The 22837-nt window shown below is 30.6% G+C and carries 18 protein-coding genes; 17 read left to right on the top strand and 1 reads right to left on the bottom strand.

Translation table 11 applies throughout. The features are described 5' to 3' along the window. Positions 1-5: 5 nt before the first annotated feature. A complete protein-coding gene (gene mqnE / locus CPIN17260_RS02005) occupies positions 6-1067 on the bottom strand; it encodes an aminofutalosine synthase MqnE (RefSeq protein ID WP_078440490.1) in 1062 nt (353 codons plus the stop codon). Between the two features lie 124 nt (positions 1068-1191). Here mqnE and CPIN17260_RS02010 point away from each other — a divergent pair, with 124 nt between their 5' ends. The 17 genes from CPIN17260_RS02010 (at position 1192) to CPIN17260_RS02090 (ending at position 22797) form a co-directional block, all read left to right on the top strand. Continuing rightward, the gene (locus CPIN17260_RS02010; RefSeq protein WP_226996969.1) at positions 1192-3615 is read left to right on the top strand and encodes an HD domain-containing protein; all 2424 of its coding nucleotides are present in this window, start codon (positions 1192-1194) and stop codon (positions 3613-3615) included. Positions 3616-3618: 3 nt separating this feature from the next. Continuing rightward, entirely contained in the window at positions 3619-5427 is a 1809-nt protein-coding gene (gene glmS / locus CPIN17260_RS02015; RefSeq protein WP_078440491.1) for a glutamine--fructose-6-phosphate transaminase (isomerizing), read from the top strand. A gap of 9 nt (positions 5428-5436) precedes the next feature. Then, on the top strand, positions 5437-6381 hold the full coding sequence (msrB, locus tag CPIN17260_RS02020; RefSeq protein ID WP_078440492.1) for a peptide-methionine (R)-S-oxide reductase MsrB: 945 nt from the start codon (positions 5437-5439) through the stop codon (positions 6379-6381). 499 nt (positions 6382-6880) lie between these two features. Beyond that, positions 6881-7651: a putative electron transfer flavoprotein FixA gene (fixA, locus tag CPIN17260_RS02025; RefSeq protein WP_069637725.1), complete on the top strand. Its 771-nt coding sequence runs from the start codon at positions 6881-6883 to the stop codon at positions 7649-7651. Positions 7652-7663: 12 nt separating this feature from the next. Further along, complete coding sequence (locus tag CPIN17260_RS02030) at positions 7664-8593, top strand: FAD-binding protein (protein WP_069637724.1); 930 nt, start codon at positions 7664-7666, stop codon at positions 8591-8593. A 10-nt stretch (positions 8594-8603) separates the two neighbouring features. Next, positions 8604-9392, top strand: coding sequence for an enoyl-CoA hydratase/isomerase family protein (locus CPIN17260_RS02035; RefSeq protein WP_078440493.1), 789 nt, complete (start codon positions 8604-8606; stop codon positions 9390-9392). Positions 9393-9596: 204 nt separating this feature from the next. After that, positions 9597-11198 carry a sodium:solute symporter family protein gene (locus CPIN17260_RS02040; protein ID WP_078440494.1) on the top strand — a complete coding sequence of 534 codons (1602 nt, stop codon included), beginning with the start codon at positions 9597-9599 and terminating at the stop codon, positions 11196-11198. Further along, on the top strand, positions 11195-12175 hold the full coding sequence (gene aes / locus CPIN17260_RS02045; protein WP_078440495.1) for an acetyl esterase: 981 nt from the start codon (positions 11195-11197) through the stop codon (positions 12173-12175). The genes CPIN17260_RS02040 and aes overlap by 4 nt, the downstream gene beginning before the upstream one ends. A gap of 1 nt (position 12176) precedes the next feature. Beyond that, complete coding sequence (caiT, locus tag CPIN17260_RS02050; protein ID WP_078440496.1) at positions 12177-13691, top strand: L-carnitine/gamma-butyrobetaine antiporter; 1515 nt, start codon at positions 12177-12179, stop codon at positions 13689-13691. Between the two features lie 19 nt (positions 13692-13710). Beyond that, on the top strand, positions 13711-14847 hold the full coding sequence (gene caiA / locus CPIN17260_RS02055) for a crotonobetainyl-CoA dehydrogenase (RefSeq protein WP_078440497.1): 1137 nt from the start codon (positions 13711-13713) through the stop codon (positions 14845-14847). Between the two features lie 11 nt (positions 14848-14858). Continuing rightward, positions 14859-16070 carry an L-carnitine CoA-transferase gene (caiB, locus tag CPIN17260_RS02060; protein ID WP_078440498.1) on the top strand — a complete coding sequence of 404 codons (1212 nt, stop codon included), beginning with the start codon at positions 14859-14861 and terminating at the stop codon, positions 16068-16070. Between the two features lie 8 nt (positions 16071-16078). Further along, positions 16079-17644, top strand: coding sequence for an AMP-binding protein (locus CPIN17260_RS02065; RefSeq protein WP_226996977.1), 1566 nt, complete (start codon positions 16079-16081; stop codon positions 17642-17644). A 10-nt stretch (positions 17645-17654) separates the two neighbouring features. After that, positions 17655-18941: an FAD-dependent oxidoreductase gene (locus CPIN17260_RS02070; protein ID WP_078440500.1), complete on the top strand. Its 1287-nt coding sequence runs from the start codon at positions 17655-17657 to the stop codon at positions 18939-18941. Further along, complete coding sequence (locus tag CPIN17260_RS02075; protein ID WP_078440501.1) at positions 18938-19228, top strand: ferredoxin family protein; 291 nt, start codon at positions 18938-18940, stop codon at positions 19226-19228. The genes CPIN17260_RS02070 and CPIN17260_RS02075 overlap by 4 nt, the downstream gene beginning before the upstream one ends. Before the next feature lie 24 nt (positions 19229-19252). Next, positions 19253-20425, top strand: a complete 1173-nt coding sequence (locus tag CPIN17260_RS02080) for an Opr family porin (RefSeq protein ID WP_078440502.1) — start codon at positions 19253-19255, stop codon at positions 20423-20425. Between the two features lie 136 nt (positions 20426-20561). Then, positions 20562-21269 (top strand): TetR/AcrR family transcriptional regulator, encoded by a 708-nt coding sequence (locus CPIN17260_RS02085; protein ID WP_069637717.1) that lies wholly within the window; start codon positions 20562-20564, stop codon positions 21267-21269. A 319-nt stretch (positions 21270-21588) separates the two neighbouring features. Continuing rightward, complete coding sequence (locus CPIN17260_RS02090; RefSeq protein WP_078440503.1) at positions 21589-22797, top strand: Opr family porin; 1209 nt, start codon at positions 21589-21591, stop codon at positions 22795-22797. Positions 22798-22837 lie beyond the last annotated feature (40 nt).

The following is a 22837-nucleotide window of genomic DNA, read 5'->3' on the forward strand; positions in this document are numbered from 1 at the left end:
CTCCTTTAATAATTTTTTATTTCATTATACAAACTGTCTCTTTCAACAGGCAAAAATCCAGAGCTTTTTATAAGCTCACAAAATGTCTTTAAATTTGTTCCGTTAGCACTACTTGCGCCAGCAGCACTTTGTATACTTTCTTTTTCTATCGTTCCATCAAGATCATCAGCTCCAAATTCTTGAGCTATCATTGCTAGATTAAGTGTAGATGTGGCCCAATAAGCTTTAATGTGTGCTACATTATCTAAAAGAAGTCTTGCTATGGCTATCGTTTTTAGTATCTCGCTTGAACCTAGAAATTTTATATCTTTTAAGTAGTTGTTTTGTGTTTGATAAACTAGAGGAATGAATGCATTAAAGCCATTTGTTTTATCTTGCAAGTCGCGAATTCTAAGCATATGGTCTATCCTATGCTCTCTTGATTCTATATGACCAAATAACATTGTGGCGTTACTTTGGCGACCATGTTCGTGCCAAATTTGATGAATCTTTAGCCAATTTTCAGAGCTTACTTTTCCGTTGCAAATTCTTTTGCGTATATCCTCATCAAATATCTCAGCCCCACCACCAGGCATACTATCCACTCCGTATTCTATCATTTTATCTATAACTTCTTCGTAGCTAAAACCACAACTTCTTGATAAAAAATCAATCTCAGCAGCAGTAAGTGCTTTTATATGTATTTGTGGATATTGTTCTTTGATTTTTTTGAAAATTTCAAGATACCACTCCCAACCACTTTGGACATTGTGAGCTGATACTATATGCACCTCTTTGGCGCCATTTTTTACACTATTTCCTACTATTTGTAGAATTTCTTCGTGCGACATTTTGTAAGGATTTGGATTTTTTCTATGTGCTGAAAATGCACAAAATTTACATATATCAGCACATATATTTGTAGGATTTATGTGTCTATTTATGTTAAAAAAAACTTTTTTTCCAAATCTTTTAACTCTTTGCTTAAATGCAAACTTTCCTAGTGTGAAAAGGTCAAGTTCATACAAGCTATATGCCTCGTGCTTGTCTATTCTTTCGCCATTTTCAAGTTTTTTAATAATATTCATTTGAGTAAATTTTTGCTTTCTAATTATTTTAATATTTTAGGATTATAATTAAAAAAAGCTTTATTTTTGCAAATTTTTAGTATCATCTTGTTAAAAAATAAAAAAAGTTAGGGTAGTTTGTAGTTTGAAAGATGTAAATAAATTTTATAAATTTTTTAATAAAAATAGTAGAAATTTTATAAATTTTTTAATAAAAGAGCGTGATGATACATTTAAAAATATCTTTTCGGAAACACTAGCTCAATTTTTTGGTGATTTTTGTCCCGATATAGATAAGCTTCCAATAAGTATAATAGCTACCAATAAATATGCTCAAAATCTTATCTCTATAAATTCAAAACTAGATATTATGATAGTTTATAAGGATATACAAGGCTATAATACAAAGCATTTATTAAGATCCTTGGATGAAAGATTTCAAGAGTTTGATATAAATATTAAGATTGTAGAGTTATCAAGTTTGTATGATAAATTTAAAGATGATATAAAATCAAAAAGCAAACTTTGTTTGATAAGATATATATGCGGGTCAAAAACTCTTTATAAAAATGCAAGAGATGAAATAACAAGGTTGAAAGAGTATAACAAAGATACTTTTTTATCGTATCATATTAAAAAGCTTTTACCTTTTGATAATGTTCCTTTTTTGGAACAAGAGCCGAATTTAAAAACAAGCTTTGGAGGCGTTGATGATATATACTCTTTAAATTGTATATTAAGCACCATAAGTGGCGAAAATAGCGCAAGAATGCCATCTATGCTTTTGCTTGATGAGAAGCAAACAAGCCAGTTTAATATATGTGTGGATTTTTTACTATCATTAAAATCAACTTTGAATTTAGTAAATAATGAAGATATTTTTAGTGAAAAAAATATAGATGAAATAACAACATTAATGCAGACAAAATCTAAAAAATCACAAGATACAAATATTAGAATTAGTCAAAAAATTCTAAGTTGTATGAAAAATATAGGCTTATTTACCCGTTTTGTTGCCTCATCAATTACAAGTTATAATTTTTCAAACTTCTCATTTTTACAAAAGAAACTATCTAAGACAAAAGGTGGTTTTTATAATCTAAACTCAACACTTTTTGTCCATAGGCATAAAAAAATAGTTGGTTTAAAAGATCTTTTAAATGATTTTATCTTGGTTGATGATATTGATTATAAGATTGATATGAGTATTATTTTTTATATAAAAAAGGTTGTTAGTGCCGATGATGGAACACAAAATATAAATACACAAATCAAAAAATTATTAGCTAAAAATAACTCACATTGCATACTAAAAGCATTTCTTGATGCTGGTGTGCTTAATGTCCTTATAAAGCCTATGGAAAATATAGCATTACTTCCAAAATATGATGGTTATCATAAATTTAGTGTTGATGAACATAGTATGTTTACTTTGTATTTTTTGGAAAATATAAAAGATAAATTTATAAATTCTCTTTATGGTGATATATGCTTACAAGGTAAAATTATGCTTAAATTAGTAGCTTTAATGCACGATGTCGGTAAGGGAAGCGAAGGTGAGCATGAGTTGGTCGGTGCAAATATATTTAGAGCATATGCTAATAAGCTAGAGCTTAGTGCTGAGGCTGTAAATATGGGTGTTTTACTTATAAAATATCATACTTTGATGAATGTGGTTGCAAATACGGAGGATATATATTCTCAAAGAGTTGTTTTTGGTTTTATATCAAAACTTTCTGATAAAAAAAGTTTACAACTACTTTATATTTTAACTTATTGTATTCTTAATGCAACAGATGATAGTCTTTATACACCGTATTTATCAAAGCTTTTAAGAAAACTTTATGACTTGTCTTTTGAGAGTTTTGATGATGAGAATTTGCTTGATGAGGCTACTAGAAGGGTAAAAAAAGAACATAGTATAAAAAGACACGATGAGTTTGCTGTGCTAGATGAAGAAGTTCAAAATAAAATTTTTGAAATTTCTTCAAATTTATTATTTGCAAAACATAGTGTTTTAGATATTATAGATATAACTAAAAAGGCATTTTTATGTGATGATATATACTTTGATTTACAAAATACTCAAGGCTTAAGAGTTAAAATCATATCTAATAGATTTTTAAATTTATCAGCTTTGCTTGCTGTTTTTGCTGATTTTGATCTTGCTTATATGGAAATTTTTGAGCTTTTTGATGAAAAGTTTTTTATAAGACTTGAGTTTAATAAAAATATAAAAAATAGTGATCTTTTAAATTTTAAAGCAAAGGCATTAAATGCTTTAAATAGCAATGAAAAGCTTGTTTTAACAGCACCTATTATATATAAAGATGAGATAAGTTTTGATCTTAACCACTCTGATGAGTATGCTAAATTAAATATAAATGCAAAAGATCAAAGAGGTCTTATGGCTTATGTGATGAGTGTTTTTTATGATATGAATTTTAAAATAACAAGTGCAAAAGTTCAAACTATCAAAAATAAAACTAGGAATTTGTTTTTGATAAGTAAAGATGATGGACTAAATGCAAATTATGAAAAAATATTAAATTTATTAATAAGTGAGTGAAAAATGTGCGGAATAGTTGGATATATAGGCGAAAGTGAAAAGAAAAATATAATTTTAAGTGGATTAAAAGAGCTTGAATATAGGGGTTATGATAGTGCTGGAATGGCTGTAATGAGTGATGATGATATACAGTATTTTAAGGCTGTCGGAAAGCTTGAAAACTTAGCTGATAAGACAAAAGATTTTAGTTTAAGCGGTATGGGTGTGGCTATAGGTCATACTAGATGGGCTACTCACGGCAAACCAACAGAGATAAATGCTCATCCTCATTTGGGGGAACATTCTTTTGTGGTTCATAATGGAATTATTGAAAACTATAAAGAGCTAAAAGATGAGCTAGAGGCAAAAGGTGTTAAGTTTATCAGTCAAACAGATACAGAAGTAATCGTTCATTTGTTTGAAGAAAATGTTAAACATACTGATGATGTGTTTAAGGCATATGAGATGAGTATAGCAAGGCTAAAAGGTGCTTATGCTACCTTGCTTATAACAAAACTAGCTCCAAATAAGATATTTTTTGCAAAAGATGCCGCTCCTCTTGCGATAGCTAAAAATGACAAAGATCTATTTTTTGCTTCTTCTGATGCAGCGGTTATAGGTGTTGCTAATGAAGTTGCTTACCTTGATGATAAAAGTTATGGATTTATTAGCGATACAGATATTTGGGTCTATAAGGATTCAAAGCCTATAAAACCTATGTTTATACCACTTCCAAAAGATAAAACTTATGCACAAAAAGAGGGGTATAGGTTTTTTATGGAAAAAGAGATATATGAACAAAGTAGTGTTGTGAGTGATTGTCTTATGGGTCGGGTTAAAAAGCAAAAAATCAGCTTAGAAGGTGTTGATGATGAGTTTTTAAAAGGCATAGATGATGTTGTTTTATGTGCTTGTGGGACAAGTTATCACGCTGCACTTACTGCTAGTTATTTGTTTGAAAGATTGGCTGGTGTTAGGGCTAAGGTTGAGATAGCTAGCGAGTTTAGGTATAGACAAGCAAGACTTCATAAAAATACACTTTTTATTGTTATTAGTCAAAGTGGCGAGACTGCTGATACATTAGAGGCTTTAAAGATTGCAAAAGAGCAAGGGTTAAAAACTTTAGCTATTTGTAATGTTGATAATTCATCTATAGTTAGACTTGCTGATATTACACTTTTAACTAGGGCTGGTATTGAAAAAGGTGTTGCTAGCACGAAGGCTTTTGCTACTCAGGTTGTTTTGCTTTGGATGTTTGTTTTGCAGATGGCTGAAGCCAAAAATAGCATAGAACCTAACGAACTTGAAAAAGAGATTCAAGCCTTGCTTCATGTCCCAACTGTTTTAAATATTGATTCAAAATTGCAAGAAAAAATTTATAGACTTTCTAAACATTATTTGCATGGACATGGATTTTTCTTTATAGGTAGGGATATATTTTATCCACTTGCATTAGAGGGTGCTTTAAAACTAAAAGAGATATCTTATCTACATGCAGAGGGTTATCCATCTGGCGAGATGAAGCATGGACCGATAGCCTTGGCTGATGAGAGATTATTTACTATAGCCCTTATGCCAAAAAATACGCTTTATGAAAAGACAAAAAGTAATGTTGAAGAGCTTGCGGCAAGGGATTCTTATATACTTGCTATTAGCCCATTTGAATTTGAGCTAAGTGATGATTTTATCAAAATAAAAGAGCATGAGCATGCTATGTCTGAGTTTTTTGAGATGATGGTTGTGCTTCAAATTTTAGCGCTTGAAATTTCTATAAGACTTGGTAATAATGTAGATATGCCAAGAAATTTAGCAAAGAGTGTAACAGTAGAATAGGGGTGTTTTATGAATGAAATAAAAGAAGAGATATATATAGCTGGCGGTTGTTTTTGGGGTATGCAAGGATATTTTGATCAACTTTTAGGGGTTTTGCAAACAGATGTTGGTTATGCAAATGGAGATAGTGATATAACAAGCTATTATGATATAGCAAAAACTCATCATGCTGAAACTTTGCGTGTTGTTTTTGATAGTTCAAAGATATCTTTAGCTGAATTATTGGCTCATTTTTTAAGGGTTATTGATCCAACATCTTTAAACAAACAAGGAAATGATGTAGGCGAACAGTATAGAAGTGGTATTTACTATACTAATGAAAAACAGGTAGATATGATAAATGCAAGTTTAAAGCAAGAGCAAAATAACTATGATAAGCCTTTTGTTGTTGAGGTTGAGCCTATAAAAAACTATGTTTTGGCTGAAGAATATCATCAAAAATATCTTGATAAAAATACAAATGGGTATTGTCATGTCGATCTTTCTTTGGCTAAAAAGCCACTTGATGATACTAGATTTAATAAGCCAAGCAAAGATGAATTAAAAAAAATACTATCTGATGTTGCATTTGCTGTTACTCAAGAAAATGCAACAGAAAGACCATTTTCTAGCGAATATGATAAGTTTGGAGAAAAAGGCATTTATGTTGATATTGTTAGTAAAAAGCCACTTTTTAGCTCATCTGATAAATATGATGCTGGTTGTGGTTGGCCTAGTTTTACAAAACCTATAACAACTGATTCTATCTATTATAAAAATGATGATAGTCATGGCATGAAGAGGGTTGAAGTTCGTTCAAAGGTAGCTGATGGACACCTTGGACATGTTTTTGGAGATGGTATAAAAGAGAAAGGTGGACTTAGGTATTGTATCAATGGTGCTGCTTTGGAGTTTATTCCACTTGAAAAGATGAAACAAATGGGGTATGAAAAATTTATTCCTTTTGTTAGATAATATTTTTTAATGTAAGTTATTTTTTTGCATGACTTACATTATCCCCAACCCCCCCCCTGTTTTTACATGTTTTATTAAATATGATTTATATATTAAAATAATAACTTAATTTAATATTATAATAAATTACTCAAGTTGATATATAAATTCAACCATCCTATTAAGTTATATAATAATTATTTGTATATAAAAAATTAATTTTTATATTAAGATGCATATTTTTTAGATTAAATTATATATGCTATATTATTTTAAATATAATATTGAAATTATTTTATTACTTTTAAAACATCTAAAAAAATCACTATTTATTGGCTTCAAAACAATAATTATTATAATTTTTAATATATCTAAATAAAATATTATATAAATATTAAATTATATAATTAATTATAAATTTAATAAAACTATTGACAAATTGATTGTAGTTATTATATAATCACGATAATATAAAAATCATGATTATTATTTAATCATGATTAATATTTAAGGAGCAATTATGAATATAATAGTAGGATGCAAGGTTGTTCTAGAAGAACAAGATATATCTATAAATAGTGATAGGACTCTGGATTTTAGTAAAGCTAATCCAAAAATAAATCCATTTGATTTAAATGCAATACAAACAGCCGTTGATATTAAATCAATGGTTTTGGATGAAGTAAATATCAAAGTTCTTAGTATAGGTGGAAAAAATCTTGAAAATACAAAAGTAAAAAAAGATATTTTATCAAGAGGTGCTGATGAATTAAATATTGTTATTGATGATAAATTTGATAACTTATTAGCTCATGATACCGCTGAGATATTCAAACAAGCATCTGAAAAAATTGGTTTTGATTTGATAGTGTGCGCAGATGGTTCTGCTGATTTGTTTGCTAGCCAAGTTGGTCTTAGGGCCGGTGCTTTGCTTGATATTCCTGTTATAAATAGTGTTAGTAAAATTTTATCTATTGATATAAGCAGTTCAAAGATTATGGTTCAAAGAAAGCTTGAAAATGAAATAGAAGAGCTAGAACTTTCATTGCCAGCATTAATATGTGTTTCTACTGATATTAATGAGCCTTCAATTCCTGGAATGAAAGCCATATTAGCTGCCGCAAAAAAACCAGTTAATATTTTATCCTTTGATTATTCGATGAGCAATATTGTAGAGCTAGTAAATGTTAATGCTCCTAAGAAAAAAGATAGATTAGGAGTTGTTTTACAAGATGATAGTGAAGAATGTGTGGTTGATTTTATATCTAACTTCAAAAAAGTGTTAAATTAAGAGGATTTTAATATGAGTAAAGTTTCTAATATATGGGTATTAGGTGATACATTAGGCAAAATAGAAGAAATTATGGGTGGTGCTAAAAATCTTGGTGAAAAAGTCACATGCTTTGTTTTTGGAAGCAAAAAAGATGAAGCAAAAAAGATGTTTTCTTTTGGTGCTGATGAAGTTTTTTGTAGTGAAGAAGATGATATTTTTGAAAATTTTAGTTCTACTGTAATAGCTAATATTGAAAACCAAAGTGGCGTTATTCTTATGCCAAATACAAAGCGTTGCAAGGTAATGGCTGGTATTTTGGGTGCAAAGCTAAATGCTGGTGTTAGCACAGAAGTTAATGATATAAAAATTGTTGAAAACTCTGTAGAAAGCATGAAGATAATGTACGGAGGTTTGGCTATAGCTACAGAAAAAATCAATTCAAAAATAGCCATAGTTCTTGTTAATTCTGGTACTTTTGAACAAGCTAATGGCAACTTTTCAAACGATGGTGAAGTAAAAGAATTGCAGTTTGTAAAATCAAGCACAAGTATCAAATGTATAAATAAGCTTCCTAAAACAGCAAGTAGTGTTGATTTGGGTAAAGCTAAAAAAATTATAGCTGTTGGTAGAGGTGTAGCAAAAGAAGAAGATCTAAAAATGATAAAAGAGCTATGCACTGCAATAGGTGCAGAACTTGGTTGTTCTCGCCCTATAGCAGAAGGAGAAAAATGGATGGAGCATGAGAGATATATAGGTATATCAAGTGTTATGGCGAAACCCGATGTTTATATATCTATAGGAATTTCTGGACAGGTTCAACATATGGTTGGAGTTAAAGATGCAGATAAAATTATAGTTATCAATAAAGATAAAAATGCTCCAATATTTGATTATGCTGATTATGGAATAGTTGGTGATTTGTACAAAGTAGTGCCTGCACTTATAAATTCTTTAAAATAGGGGGTGTTATATGAGAGATTATTTTGGCTCAAATGAAGTTATTAGTGAGCTTAGGGATGATGGTATTTTGGTTTTAACCATAAATAGACCAGAAAAAAGAAATGCCTTAAATGGTGTAACTTCTGCGAAGATGGAAGAGATTATTAATAAGGCCGAAAAAGATAGTGATGTTAGGGTTATCATTATAACAGGTGCTGGTGAAAAAAGCTTTTGCGCAGGAGAAGATTTAAGCGAACTAAGTAGCACTGGTGAGTGTCAAACTGTAATGGAGCATGGTTTTGGAGGTCTTACTAATAGACTTTGCCCTAAGCCTATAATTTGTGCTGTTAATGGAACAGCTGTTGGCGGAGGTATGGAAATAGCTGTATCTTGCGACATAATAGTTGCTGTAAAAGGCGCTAGATTTGGTCTTCCTGAAGTTAAAGTTGGACTTATAGCATCAACAGGTGGAATAGTAAGAATGGCTAGAGAATTGCCTAGAAAAATTGCTATGGAATTATGCTTAACAGGAAAATTAATATATGCCGATGAAGCTAAAGAAATAGGTATTGTTAATTATGTTGTAGAGTCTGAAGAATTAATGAATAAGGCGATAGAAATTGCTGAGCAAATAGCAGCAAATGCTCCTTTATCTCTAAAAATAACAAAAGAGATTATGCATGTAGCTCCTTCTATGTCTGTAGATGATGCTATGAGATATTCAGATGTAGCTTATCGTTTTATAGAAAAAACGCAAGATGGCATAGAGGGACCTTTGGCATTTATGGAAAAAAGAAAGCCTAATTGGAAAGGAAAATAATTTTTTTTTGAGATTCTTTTTAAAGAATCTCAGTATTGTTCTTATTGGTATTTTTGAAATTTTATAAGAATAATGCTGTAAGGAGTTATACATGGGAGAAGTTATCTTTTCTATTTTTGTTGGCTTATGTCTAGTTTTTACAGGTGGTATTTTAAATAAGAGTTTAAGTTCTGAAGATATAAAAAACGAAGAAAGAGACTAAAGATGAATATTTATATAGCTGGTGTTTTAGTCGGTATTTGTATTTATCTCGTTATAGGTTTTTATGCCGGTAAAAAAGTTAAAAATTTAGAAGACTATTATGTTAATGGTAGAAAATCAACAACTCTTTTTGTAACAGGTACTATGTTTGCATCAATGCTTAGCACAAATGGTTTTATGGGCGATACAGCTTATGCTTATAATGGAAATATAACAACTATTTTTTTGATAAATATACTTTGTGCATGTGGATATGTTTTAGGACCGCTTTATTTTGGTCGCTTTATAAGAAGAGCAAAAGTAAATACCATGCCAAGTTATTTTTCTTTGAGATTCAATAGTGATAGAATACAAAGATTTGCAGGCATTATAACTGTTGTCTCTCTTAGTGCTTATTTGCTTAGCGTTATGTCTGGAACAACTATATTAATGGAAGTTCTAAGTGGTTTTGATAGAACAACTTGTCTTTTTATATCTTGGATTTGTATACTACTTTTTACTGTTTATTCTGGTTCAAAAGGTGTTGTTCTTATAGATACTATCATGTGTTTATGCTTTTTATCTTCAACCATTTTTCTTGGTTATTTTGTTTTTAATGAGTCAGGAGGTATATCAAATTTAATACAAAATTTGATTTCAAATCCAAACTCACCAAAAGATCTTTTTAGTTATCATGGAAATACCGGCAATGGAAGTGCTTTTGATATAGTAATTTATGCTATAACTCTTGGTATAGTTTGGATGATAACTGTTGCTGTTAGTCCTTGGCAAGCTGGACGCAATCTAATGGCTAAAAATGAACATGTTGTTTTTCGTTCAGGTGTATTATCAGCGCTTCTTACAACATTTTTCTTATTGTATCTTTATATAATAGCAATCAGTGTTATACAGTTAAATCCAAATATGGAAAAACCAGAACAAGTTATTATTTGGACTGCCCATGAGGTAGTTCCGAAATTTTTGGGTGTATTTTTGTTAACTGGAATTTTATCAGCTGGTCTTAGTTCCGCAACTACATTTTTATCAGTAGTTAGTTTTAGTCTTGCGAATGACATTTTTAGGATAAATTTTAAAAATGAAAAATCACAGATAGGTTTTACAAGAAAAGTAGTTTTTGTTGTAAGCTTTATAGCTTTGATATTAGCATATTTTGATTTAGCTAGTATAAGAATCATAGCCTGGTTTGCTAGTACTATTATAGCTTCTTCTTGGGGATTTTTGGCATTTGCAAGTGTTTGGAGCAAAAAAATAACAGAAAGAGGCGCTTATCTGTCAATGTTGGGTGGATTTTTTGGATATTTGATAAGTAAGTGTTTGGTTGAATTTGCTGGATTTGATTTAAAAAATTTATTTGATCCGTTTTTTATAGGTTTATTTTTAAGTGTATGCTTAGCCACTATTGGTTCTTTTGGTCAAAAAAGAACACCAAAAGAGGTTGAATTTTTAAATAAACTTCATGAAATTCCTATAAGTGAACAAAATTCTAGTGATTATAAAATAGACAGATTTTATGCATATTTAATGATTGCTTCAGGAATTATATTAACTATATTATTAATAATTTATTGGGCTTTACCATACAATGATTTAAAGGATATTCTATGAATATTATTAACAAAATTAATGTACTAAATAAAATTTCAGAAGAGATGAAGTTGGTTGTTAAACATCAACAAGATAATGCCTCTAGTGAGCCTGCAACTGATAATAATCAGATGAGGCTTAATTATGAGCTAGAAAGAGAGTATTGGAACGAAGGCGGAGCTGTTATGTTTGACATGCATGATGTTTTTATTGATTTTGGGCAAGTAAAGATAAAAACTAGGATTTATTATCCACAAGATCAAGATCAATATAAAACTATATTTTTTATACATGGAGGAGGATGGGTAGTAGGAAGTATAAAAACTCATGATAGAATGATGAGAAATTTGGCTAGCTTAAGTAAATGCGCGGTTATTGGTATAGATTACTCTCTTGCACCAGATAAGAAATTTCCGTTTCAAATTCAAGAGTGTAATGCAACTATAGAATATTTTATCAAAAATAGTAAAAAGTATAAGCTATCACCTGATGAATTTTCTTATGCTGGAGATAGTGCTGGCGCTAATATGTGCATGGGAACTTTTTTATATCAAAAAGATAAAAAAATAATCGATACAAGTTTAATTAAATCAATGGCGTTGTTTTACGGTGTTTATGGACTTAAAGATTCAGTATCAAGAACTTTATATGGCAATGATATAGATTGGTTAAGAGAAGAGGATATGCAATATTATTACAATGAGTATTTAAAAAAAGATACCGATATAAACTCTAAATTTGTAAATATTTTCAATGCTGATTTGACAGATAATATTCCTAATTGTTTTATAGCTTCTTGTGAATTTGATCCATTAAAAGATGATAGTGTTGCTTTGTATGAAATACTAAAACAAACAAATGATAGTGAATACAAGGAATATAAAGGTGTAATGCATGCATTTTTGCACTATACAAGGATGATGAAAATAGCCAATGAAGCTATACAAGATGGTGCGGATTTTATTACTAAAAATTTCAATTTTAATCAAAGGAGTTAAAATGAAGGTTAAAAAAGTTGGGATAGAACCAAAAGTATTCTTTCCCTCGCTAATCGCTGTTGCGATTTTAAGTTGGTTAGTTGTTAGGGATTTGGATGCAGCAAACAAAGTAATAAATGCAACTTTTGCCTATGTAACTAATTCTTGGGGTTGGGCTTTTGAGTGGTATATGGTTATTATGGTGTTTGGATGGTTTTGGCTAATTTTTGGTCCTATGAAAGATAAAAAATTAGGCGATCCTGAAGATAAACCAGAGTTTAGTACAGTTAGCTGGATTTTTATGATGTTTGCATCATGCACGTCAGCCGCTGTTTTGTATTGGGGTAGTTTGGAAATTTACTATTATGTAACTTATCCACCTTTTGGTCTTGAGCCTATGAGCACACAAGCTAAAGAGTTGGGTCTTGCTTATAGTTTATTTCACTGGGGACCTTTGCCTTGGGCTACATACAGTTTATTGTCTGTTGCTTTTGGTTATTTCTTGTTTGTTAAAAAAATTAATGTTGTCCGTCCTAGTGGAACAATTGAGGCAGCTGTTGGTGAAAAATTAGCAAAAGGTTGGCTTGGTGTAATTATAGACAATGTCTATATCGTTGCTTTAATACTTGCTATGGGAACAAGTTTGGGTCTTGCTACCCCACTTGTTACTGAGTGTATGCAGTGGCTTTTTGGCATTGAAAGAACACTGGAGTTAGATACTATGATTATATCTTGCTGGGTTTTATTTAATGCTATTTGTGTTGCTTTTGGCCTTAATAGAGGTATAAAGATAGCTAGTGATGTTAGAAGTTATCTAATGATAATTATGCTTGGCTGGGTTGTAATAGTTGGAGCTTCAACTTTTACAATTAACTATTTTACAGATAGTGTTGGTGTTATGCTTAGTTATCTTGGCAGGATGTTATTTTACACCGATCCTATCGCTAAAGGCGGATTTCCTCAAGGCTGGACAGTATTTTATTGGGCTTGGTGGGTAGTTTATGGTATACAAATGTGCATATTCTTGGCAAGAATTTCAAGAGGTAGAACAGTTAGAGAGCTTTGTATTGGTATGGTTGCTGGTCTTACCGCTACAACTTGGATTTTATGGACTATACTTGGAAGTAACACAATTCACACTATGATTACTGGTGTTGTTAATATGTCAGAAATTGTAAAAACAGCTGGTATGGCAAGAGCTATTATTGAAACTTGGGCTGCTTTACCTATGTCCACACTTACCATTTGGGGATTTTTTATATTGGCTTTCATAGCAACTATAACACTGATTAATGCATGCTCATATACTTTAGCAATGAGTACTTGCAAAGAGGCAACAGGATATGATGAGCCACCTTTGTGGGTTAGAATAGGTTGGTCTGTTTTAGTTGGTATTATAGGTGTGACTTTGCTTGCGTTGGGCGGATTAAAACCTATTCAGACAGCTATCATAGCAGGTGGTTGCCCATTATTTTTTGTAAATATTTTGATATTGGTATCTTTCTTTAAAGATGCTAAAAAGAATAATTGGTATTAATTATTAAAAGGAGAACAATATGGTTGATTTTAGTTTAACAGATGAGCAACAATTATTTGTTGCTGGAATTAAAGAGCTTATGGAAAGAGAAAATTGGGAAGTGTATTTTGCAAAATGTGATGAAAATCACGAATATCCTATAAAATGGGTCAAAGAGCTTGCTGAACTGGGTGTTGATACTATGCTTTTACCAGAAGAGCATGGTGGCATGAGTGCTGATTGGATAACACTAACAGCTATTTGGGAAGAACTTGGCAGATGCGGTGCCCCAACATATGTGTTATATCAACTTCCTGGATTTAGTACTATTTTAAAATATGGAACAAAGGAGCAAATAGATAAAATTTTTGCTTATCGCGGAACCGGTAAACAAATGTTGAACTCAGCCATAACAGAGCCTGGTGCTGGTTCTGATGTAGGTAGTTTAAAAACTACTTATACAAGAAAAAATGGAAAAGTGTATTTAAATGGTCAAAAATGCTTTATAACATCAAGTGCTCATACTCCTTACTTGGTTGTTATGGCAAGAGATAGTGAAAGTGAAAAGCCAGTCTTTACAGAATGGTTTGTTGATATGAGTAAACCAGGTATTAAATTAACTCAACTGGACAAACTAGGTCTTAGAATGGATAGTTGTTGTGAGATAGTTTTTGACAATGTAGAACTTGAAGAAAAAGATATGTTTGGTGAAGATGGCAATGGCTTTAATAGAGTAAAAGAAGAATTTGACGCTGAAAGATTTTTGGTAGCTTGCACAAATTACGGTATAGCTTATTGTGCTTTTGAAGATGCTGCCAAATATGCAAATGAACGTGTTCAATTTGGTGAAACTATAGGCAGAACTCAGCTTATTCAAGAAAAATTTGCTCATATGGCAATGAAGCTAAACGCTATGAAAAATATGGTTTATGAAACAGCTTGGAAAATGGATCAAGGCTTAAATGTTACTGGTGAAAGCGCCATGTGTAAATATTATTGTGCAAATAAAGCATTTGAAGTTGTTGATGATGCTGTTCAAGTTCTTGGTGGAATCGGTGTTACAGGTCATAGAGTTGGCAGATTTTGGAGAGATTTAAGAGTTGATAGATTGTCTGGTGGTTCTGATGAAATGCAAATTTTAACTCTTGGTAGAGCTATTTTGAAAAAATATAGATAAAAGGATGTAATATGAAATTTAACACTCCAAAATTTGGTCCATTAAGCGGTGTAAAAGTGGTTTTTTCAGCTATGGAAATAGCTGGACCATTTTCGGCTCAAATATTAGCTGAGTGGGGAGCAGAAGTTATTTGGATAGAAAATTCAAAATATCCAGACACTATAAGAGTTCAAGAAAATTATAAAGAGTTGAGTCGCAGAAACTTATATGCGTTATCATTAAATTTATTTAGCGAAGAGGGTAAAGAAGTTTTTTATAAACTTATAAAAGAATGTGATATATTCATAGAAGCTAGTAAAGGCCCTGCATTTGCTAAAAAAGGTATAACAGATGAGGTTTTATGGTCACACAATAAAAAACTAGTTATAGCTCATCTTTCTGGATTTGGACAATACGGCGATCCTGAATATACAAATTTAGCTGCATATAACACAATAGCTCAAGCGTTTAGTGGTTATTTGATACAAAATGGTGATCAAAATCAACCTATGCCAGCTTTTCCTTATACAGCTGATTATCTTTGCGGTCTAACCGTTACTAGTTCTGTTTTGGCGGCATTGCATAATGCACAAAAAACAGGTGTCGGTGAGAGTATAGATGTTGCTATGTATGAAACTATGCTCAGAATGGGGCAGTATTATATGATGGATTATCTTAATGGTGGTGAGATGTGTCCTAGGATGATAAAAGGTAAAGATCCATTATATGCTGGTTGCGGTCTTTATTCTTGTAAAGACGGCTATATAGTTTTTGAAATTGTTGGTGTAAATCAAGTTAAAGAGATGTTTAATTTAATAGGTATATCTAAGTATTATGGTACTGATGATGTTCCAGAAGGCACTCAACTAATAAGTAGAAAAATGAAAGTCAATGATGAATTTGAAGCTGCTTTGGATAGGTTCTTTAAAGAAAGAAGCATAGAAGAGTCTTTAAAAGTTCTTTCTGATTTAAAAGTTGCTGGAGCAAAAGTTTTGGAAGTTAGTGAGCTTCAAAATAATCCTCAATATATAGCTAGAGATAGTTTTACTACTTGGAAAAACTCAGCTGGTAAAGATTATACTGGTCCAAATATTATGCCTAAGTTTAAAAACAACCCTGGCAAAATTTGGCGCGCTATGCCTGATTATGGAGAAGATACTGCTGATATAATGTCTCATCTTGGCTACAGTGAAGTTGAAATAACAAAACTAAATGATGAGAAGATAATTAAAGTGAGAAAATAATCATGGATATGATAGGTAAAAAAAATCTTGGTGGTTATTTTGAAGAGTTAGCATTAACACATAAAAATAAAACCGCTATCATTTGTGAAGATGTAGAGTGTAGAACTACTAGCCTATCATATGTACAATTAAACGAGCAAATTAACCAAACGGCTAATTTGCTCACACATATGGGATTAAAAAAAGGCGATAAGGTAATAATTCATCTTTGTAATAGTATAGAATATATAGTAAATTTTATAGCTATAGCAAAAATAGGTGCAATAAGTGTTCCTGTCAATGCAAATTATGTTTATGCTGATACTTTATTTATGGTGGAAAAAACAAAACCTACTCTTGTTATAACAAATTCAAAATTTGTGCATATTTACGATGATATGATAGAAAATAATTTTACTTTTAAAAATGGTATTATGCTTGTTGACAATTGTTCCTGTAAGCACACTCAATATCAAAAAGAGTTTGTAAAATATAGTGTAAATTTTGAAAATAATGATATAGATAATCTGGATACAGCTGAAATTGTTTTTACATCTGGAACATCTTCTTTTCCAAAAGGTGTTGAGATAACTCATTATAATTTAATATTTGCTGGTTTTTATACTTCTTGGCAAGGTAATTTTAATAATAATGATATATGTTTAACAGCAATGCCACTTTGGCATATAGATGCTCAATGCACAATGATGATGCCAGCATTTTCTCGTGGCGCTACATTTGTTTTGATTGAAAAATATTCAGCTCATAAATTTTGGGATCAGGTTTTATTTTACAAAGCAACCATAACAGAATGTATACCAAAAATGATATGCACGCTCATGGCTCAACCTATAAAAGATAATGAAAAAAAACATAATCTAAGAGAAATGTTTTTTTATTTAAATATAAATAATAAAGACATGACGGAATTTTTAGATCGTTTTAATATTCCAAGTTGTTTGAATTCATATGGTATGACTGAAACTATTGTTGGTTTGATAGGAGATAGACCTGATGAAAAAAGAAGATTTCCTTCTATAGGAAAGCTCGGATTTTGTTATGAGGCTAAAATTTTGGATAGTGAAGGTAATGAGTTGTTATCAAACAAATCAGGTGAAATTTGTATAAAAGGTGAAATAGGAAAAACTATTTTTAAAGGCTATTTTGATAACAAGGATGCTACAAATAAAGTTTTAAGTAAAGATGGGTGGCTTAAAACAGGAGATATTGGATATTTTGATGATGATGAATACTTTTATTTTGTTGATAGAAATATCAATCTTATAAAGGTTGCTGGAGAAAATGTTTCTAGCGTTGAGGTTGAAACATTTATAAGCTCTCATGATAAAATTTTTGAAGTTGCTGTTATAGGTATACCAGATAAGTTTAATAATGAGCTTATAAAAGCTTGTGTTGTTTTAAAAGATAAAGAAGAAATGACTAAGGATGATGTTGTACAGTATTGTTTAAGTGGGTTAGCGAAATTTAAAGTCCCTGGCATTGTTCAGTTTTATTCATATTTGCCAAAAACTTGTACTGGAAAAGTAAGAAAAAATATACTTAGAAGTGATCATTTAAAAGAAAATTTAAAATAAGGATGTTTTGATGGCTGAAGAAAAATTTAATGTGATTATAGTTGGTGGAGGAATAGCTGGGTGTATTGCTGGTTATTTATTAGCAAAAGATGGTCTTGAGGTATTGATAATAGAAAGAGGCAATACTATTGGGGCTAAAAATACAAGTGGAGGTAGGATTTATGCACATAGTATAGAACCCATATTTCCAGATTTTGGTAATATAGCTCCTATTGAAAGATTGATTACTCATGAAAAATTGTCTTTTATGAGTGAAGATGAAAATTTAACAATGGATTATACTTTAAAACCAACAGAAAATAAAATGGAACTTTCATATTCTGTATTAAGGGTAAAATTTGATGCATGGTTGGGAGAACAAGCTGAAAATGCAGGAGCAAGTATAATAACTGGTATCAGGGTAGATGATTTAATTCAAAGAGATAATAAAATTTGCGGTGTTATTGCTGGAGGCGAAGAGATGGAGGCCGATGTTGTAATTCTAGCAGATGGCGCAAACTCAACACTTTGCTCTAAATATGGGTTGGGATATGAGTTAAATCCGCATACATGTGCCGTTGGGGTAAAAGAAATTATAGAACTAGGAAAAGATAGAATTGAAGATATTTTTAATGTAAATGAAAATGAGGGCGCTGCTTGGTTATTTGCTGGAAGTCCTTCTGCTGGACATATGGGAGGTGGTTTTTTATATACGAATAAAACTTCTATATCTTTGGGTGTTGTTTTTGGGTTGCATAATTCTCATAATTCAAATGTAACCGTTCCTGAAATGCTTGAAAATTTTAAAAATCATCCATCTGTAAAACCTTTGATTAAAAACGGCAAAACGACAGAATATTCAGCTCACATAGTCCCAGAGGGAGGTTTGGGTGCTATTAAAAAAATATCAGATAATGGTGTTTTGGTTGTTGGTGATTGTGCCGGACTTTGTTTGAATGTTGGATACTCAGTGCGCGGTATGGATTTGGCTGTTGAAAGTGCAGTTTGTGCTGCCAAAGCTATTGTGAAAGCAAAACAGAATAATGATTTTAGTATCGCTTCTTTATCTGAGTATAAGAAAAAACTCAATGATAGTTTTGTTATGAATGATTTAGCACTGTATAAAAATTTACCAAATGTTTTAAATAATAATAGAATATTTAATGAATATCCAAAAATGGTTAATGGGATAATGAGAGATTTGTTTGTTGTAAACGGAGACAGTAAGCCGTTAAGGAATAAAATTTTACCTAGATTAAAAGAAGTTGGTTATTTGAATATAGTGAAAGATATGATTAATGGAGTAAAATCGATATGAAAAATGTAGATTTAAATGTAGATGCAAAATTAAGTATTAATAAGTTTTTTGTAGATGAGTCAAATGCCCATATAGAATTGATAAGAGATATCAGCGAAGAAGAATTTACAAAGCTTGAAGTTGCTTGTCCTGCAGCTTTGTATAAAAGAGATGAGAATGGAGCGTTTCATTTTGATTATGCTGGGTGTTTGGAGTGTGGAACATGTAGAGTTTTGTGCGGGTCTACTATTTTGAAAAAATGGGAATATCCTAATGGTACTTTTGGTGTTGAATATAGATTTGGATAAAAATTATTTTTTAAGGAGAAAAAAATGAAAAAAAGTTTGATTGCAATGTTTGCACTTTCATCTTTTGCTGTAGCTGATAGTTCTTCACTTGAAGAGGCTTTTAAAAATGGTAAAACAAGTGGCGATGTTTCTGTTTATTATGAGAGTCGTCATATTGACAAAGGTGAAAAGAGCACATATTATCAAAATACTGCTTGGGCGGTTGGAAGTATAGGCATAAACTATGAAACAGATTATTATAAAAACTTTAAATTTGTAGCAGGATTTAGGGCTGCTCTCCCGGTTTATGAAAAGGATAAAAATACAAAAACATTTCATGGTATTGGTGATTCTACTGAGAGGGTTTCTGAGAATTATAGATATAATCTATCAAATTTATATCTTGAATATAATGCAAACGATACAGTTATAAAGATAGGTCGCCAAAACATATACTCTGATTGGGTTACTCAAATAAACGATGGGGTTACAATAGTAAATAACTCTATAAAAAATCTGACATTAGATGCATTATGGACACGCGCAAGAGGTAAAGTTAAAATAAATGAAATGACTCAAGTGGAAAAATTTAATGATACTAGAGGCCTTTTTGGTGCCGGTGCAACATATAGCTTTGAAAATGGTTTATCATTTAGGGCTTATGGAGAACATGCTGATAACGTTCTTTCTGTATTTGGTGGAAAAATTATGTATGATGGCAAGCTAAATGAAAATGTTGGATTTGGTGGTAAACTTCATTATGCTAAAATGGATGAAAAAATTAAAGATATTAAAGATGGTGAAGTGTTCGAAAGTGTAGCCTATGTAAGCTATAATGACACTAAACTTACATTAGGATATGTGGCAGCCGGCAAGGATAACGGTTGGGGTTCAAGCTTTAAAGGTGGAATGTATGTAGGTGATACTATTGTTCAGTTTGAAGAGGGTGATGTGATGTATACAAATGATGCCAAGACTATTTACGCAATGCTATCAACTAATATACAAAAATTATCTGTCTCTGGTATAATAGGAACAACTAATTATGTTGCTGGTAAAGACAACAAAAAATATAAGCAAAGTGAATTTAGTGCTTGGTTGAGCTATCCTTTGACAGAAAGCTTATCTGCTTCTTTGAAATTTGATAAAACATTTGGTGATTATCAAGACACTCCTACTTATGCGCAAACTAGCGCTGGATTGACTTATAAATTTTAATATATAATTTGTAAAACCAAATCTAAAGTAGATTTGGTTTTACTTTAAAATGTATCTTGTTAAAATTTATTAAGAAAAATTTTAATACAATTTCTATTTTTATATAAAAATTTTTAAAGCGGAGGTGTAATTCTTAGTGACTACAAAAAAAAGAAGTGAAATAAAAAGAAATAGAATGATGCATTATTTCATAAATGCTGCCAATCAAATTATACAAAAAGATGGTATAAATTCTGTAAATATAAGAAATACTGCACATTTGGCTGGATACTCTAGTGCAACACTATATAATTATTTTGATAATTTAACACATTTAGTTTTTTTGGCTACATTTAATCAATTAGAAGAATATAATCAAGCTATGTATCATTGTATACTTAATTCTAAAAATTCAATTGAAGTTTATATGAATGTTTGTAAGTGTTTTTGTGAGTACTCTTATGAAAAACCTGAAATTTATGAAATGTTGTTTTTTTCACATAACGATGATAAATTTAATAATTACATAAAAGAATACTATACTTTATTTCCAGATAAAAACAAAAATAAAATACCAGATTTTTTAAATAGAATGCTTAATTCAAACAATTTGCATAGTAGAAGCTTATCAATGCTAGAAAATTGCATAAAAGATGGTTTTATAAATAAAGAAGAAGTGAGTGATTTTAATGATATTTGCTTGAGATTTAACAAAACAATACTGCAAGATGTTAAAGAAAAGATATTGTCAAAAAAAGAAGCTACAAATATAACATTAAGATATTATTATAAGTTATTTCGTTTTTATATAAAACAAGAGTATGCTCATCTTTTGGATGAATGCTATTATAATATAAATTTATAAGTTTGTATGTATGAAAACAAAGCAAATTGGAGCATTGTAAAATAAAATATTGCAATTAAAATGCAATATTAAAAAGTTACTTATGTAAAAATAATTTTATTTATTGGATAATTATTTATAGTTTTTTGTATTACTTTTTATTAAAACATAGTTTAATTTATATATATAGATATGTTTTTAAAATTTATAATTTCTTAAATTTGCTTGACAAAAAAGTAACAATTATTATACAATTTTAACGACTAAAATTATTTAATAATAATTTACTTTTAGTTATATAAAAATTAAAAATATATTTGAATATTTTAAAGGAGAAAAAATGAAAAAAAGTTTGATTGCTATGCTTGCACTTTCATCTTTTGCTATAGCTGAGAGTTCTTCAATTGAAGAGGCTTTTAAAAATGGTAAAATGAGCGGTGATGTTTCTGTTTATTATGAAAGTCGACATGCTAATAAAGTTGAAAAGCGTAAATATTACCAAAATACCGCTTGGGCAGTTGGGAACATAGGCATAAATTACGAAACAGATTATTATAAAAACTTTAAATTGGTAGGTGGTTTGAGAGCTTCGCTTCCTGCTTATGAGAAAGATAAAAATATAAAAACCGATCATGGGACAGGTGACTCTACTGAGAGATTTTATGAAGATTATAAATACAATCTATCAAAATTATATCTTGAATACAATGCAAATGATACTGTCATTAAATTAGGTCGTCAAGATATATACTCTGACTGGATTACAAAAGTAATGGACGGAGCTACTATAGTAAATAACTCTATAGAAAATCTAACATTAGATGCACTATGGGCTCGTGCAAGAGGTAGTGTTAGGATCAACGAAATGACTAAGATCAAAAGAGTTAATGGTGGTAGAGGCCTTTTTGGTGTCGGTGCAACTTATAGCTTTGAAAATGGTTTGGCATTCAGGGCTTATGAAAATTATATGGATAATGCTCTTTCTGTATTTGGTGGAAAAATTATGTATGATGGCAAGCTAAATGAAAATGTTGGATTTGGTGGTAAGCTTCACTATGCCAAAATAGATGAAAAAGGTAGATATTTAGATCAAGACAAAAGAGTTGGTGTTTACAAAGATGGCGATGGCGATGTATTTGAAGGTATTGCATATGTAAGCTATAATGATACTAAGTTTACTTTAGGATATGTTGCAGCTGATAAACAAAGTGGTTGGGGAACTCTAAAAGGTCAAAATTATGTAGGCGATACCATCGTCCAATTTGAAGAGGGTGATGCAATGTATACGAATGATGCTAAAACAGTTTATGCAATGCTATCAACAAATATACAAAAACTATCTGTTGCAGGTATAATAGGAACAACTAATTATGTTGCTATGAAAGATAATAAAAATAAAAAATACAAACAAAGCGAATTTAGTGCTTGGTTAGGCTATCCTTTAACAGAAAGCTTATCAGCTTCTTTGAAATTTGATAAAACATTTGGTGATTATGAAAATATACCTACTATGACACAAGTTAGTGCCGGATTAACTTATAAATTTTAATTTATAAAACACAAGACTGATTTTATTTTATAATAATTTC

This window comes from Campylobacter pinnipediorum subsp. pinnipediorum, from assembly GCF_002021925.1.
In the GTDB taxonomy this organism is placed as follows: Bacteria; Campylobacterota; Campylobacteria; order Campylobacterales; family Campylobacteraceae; genus Campylobacter_A; species Campylobacter_A pinnipediorum.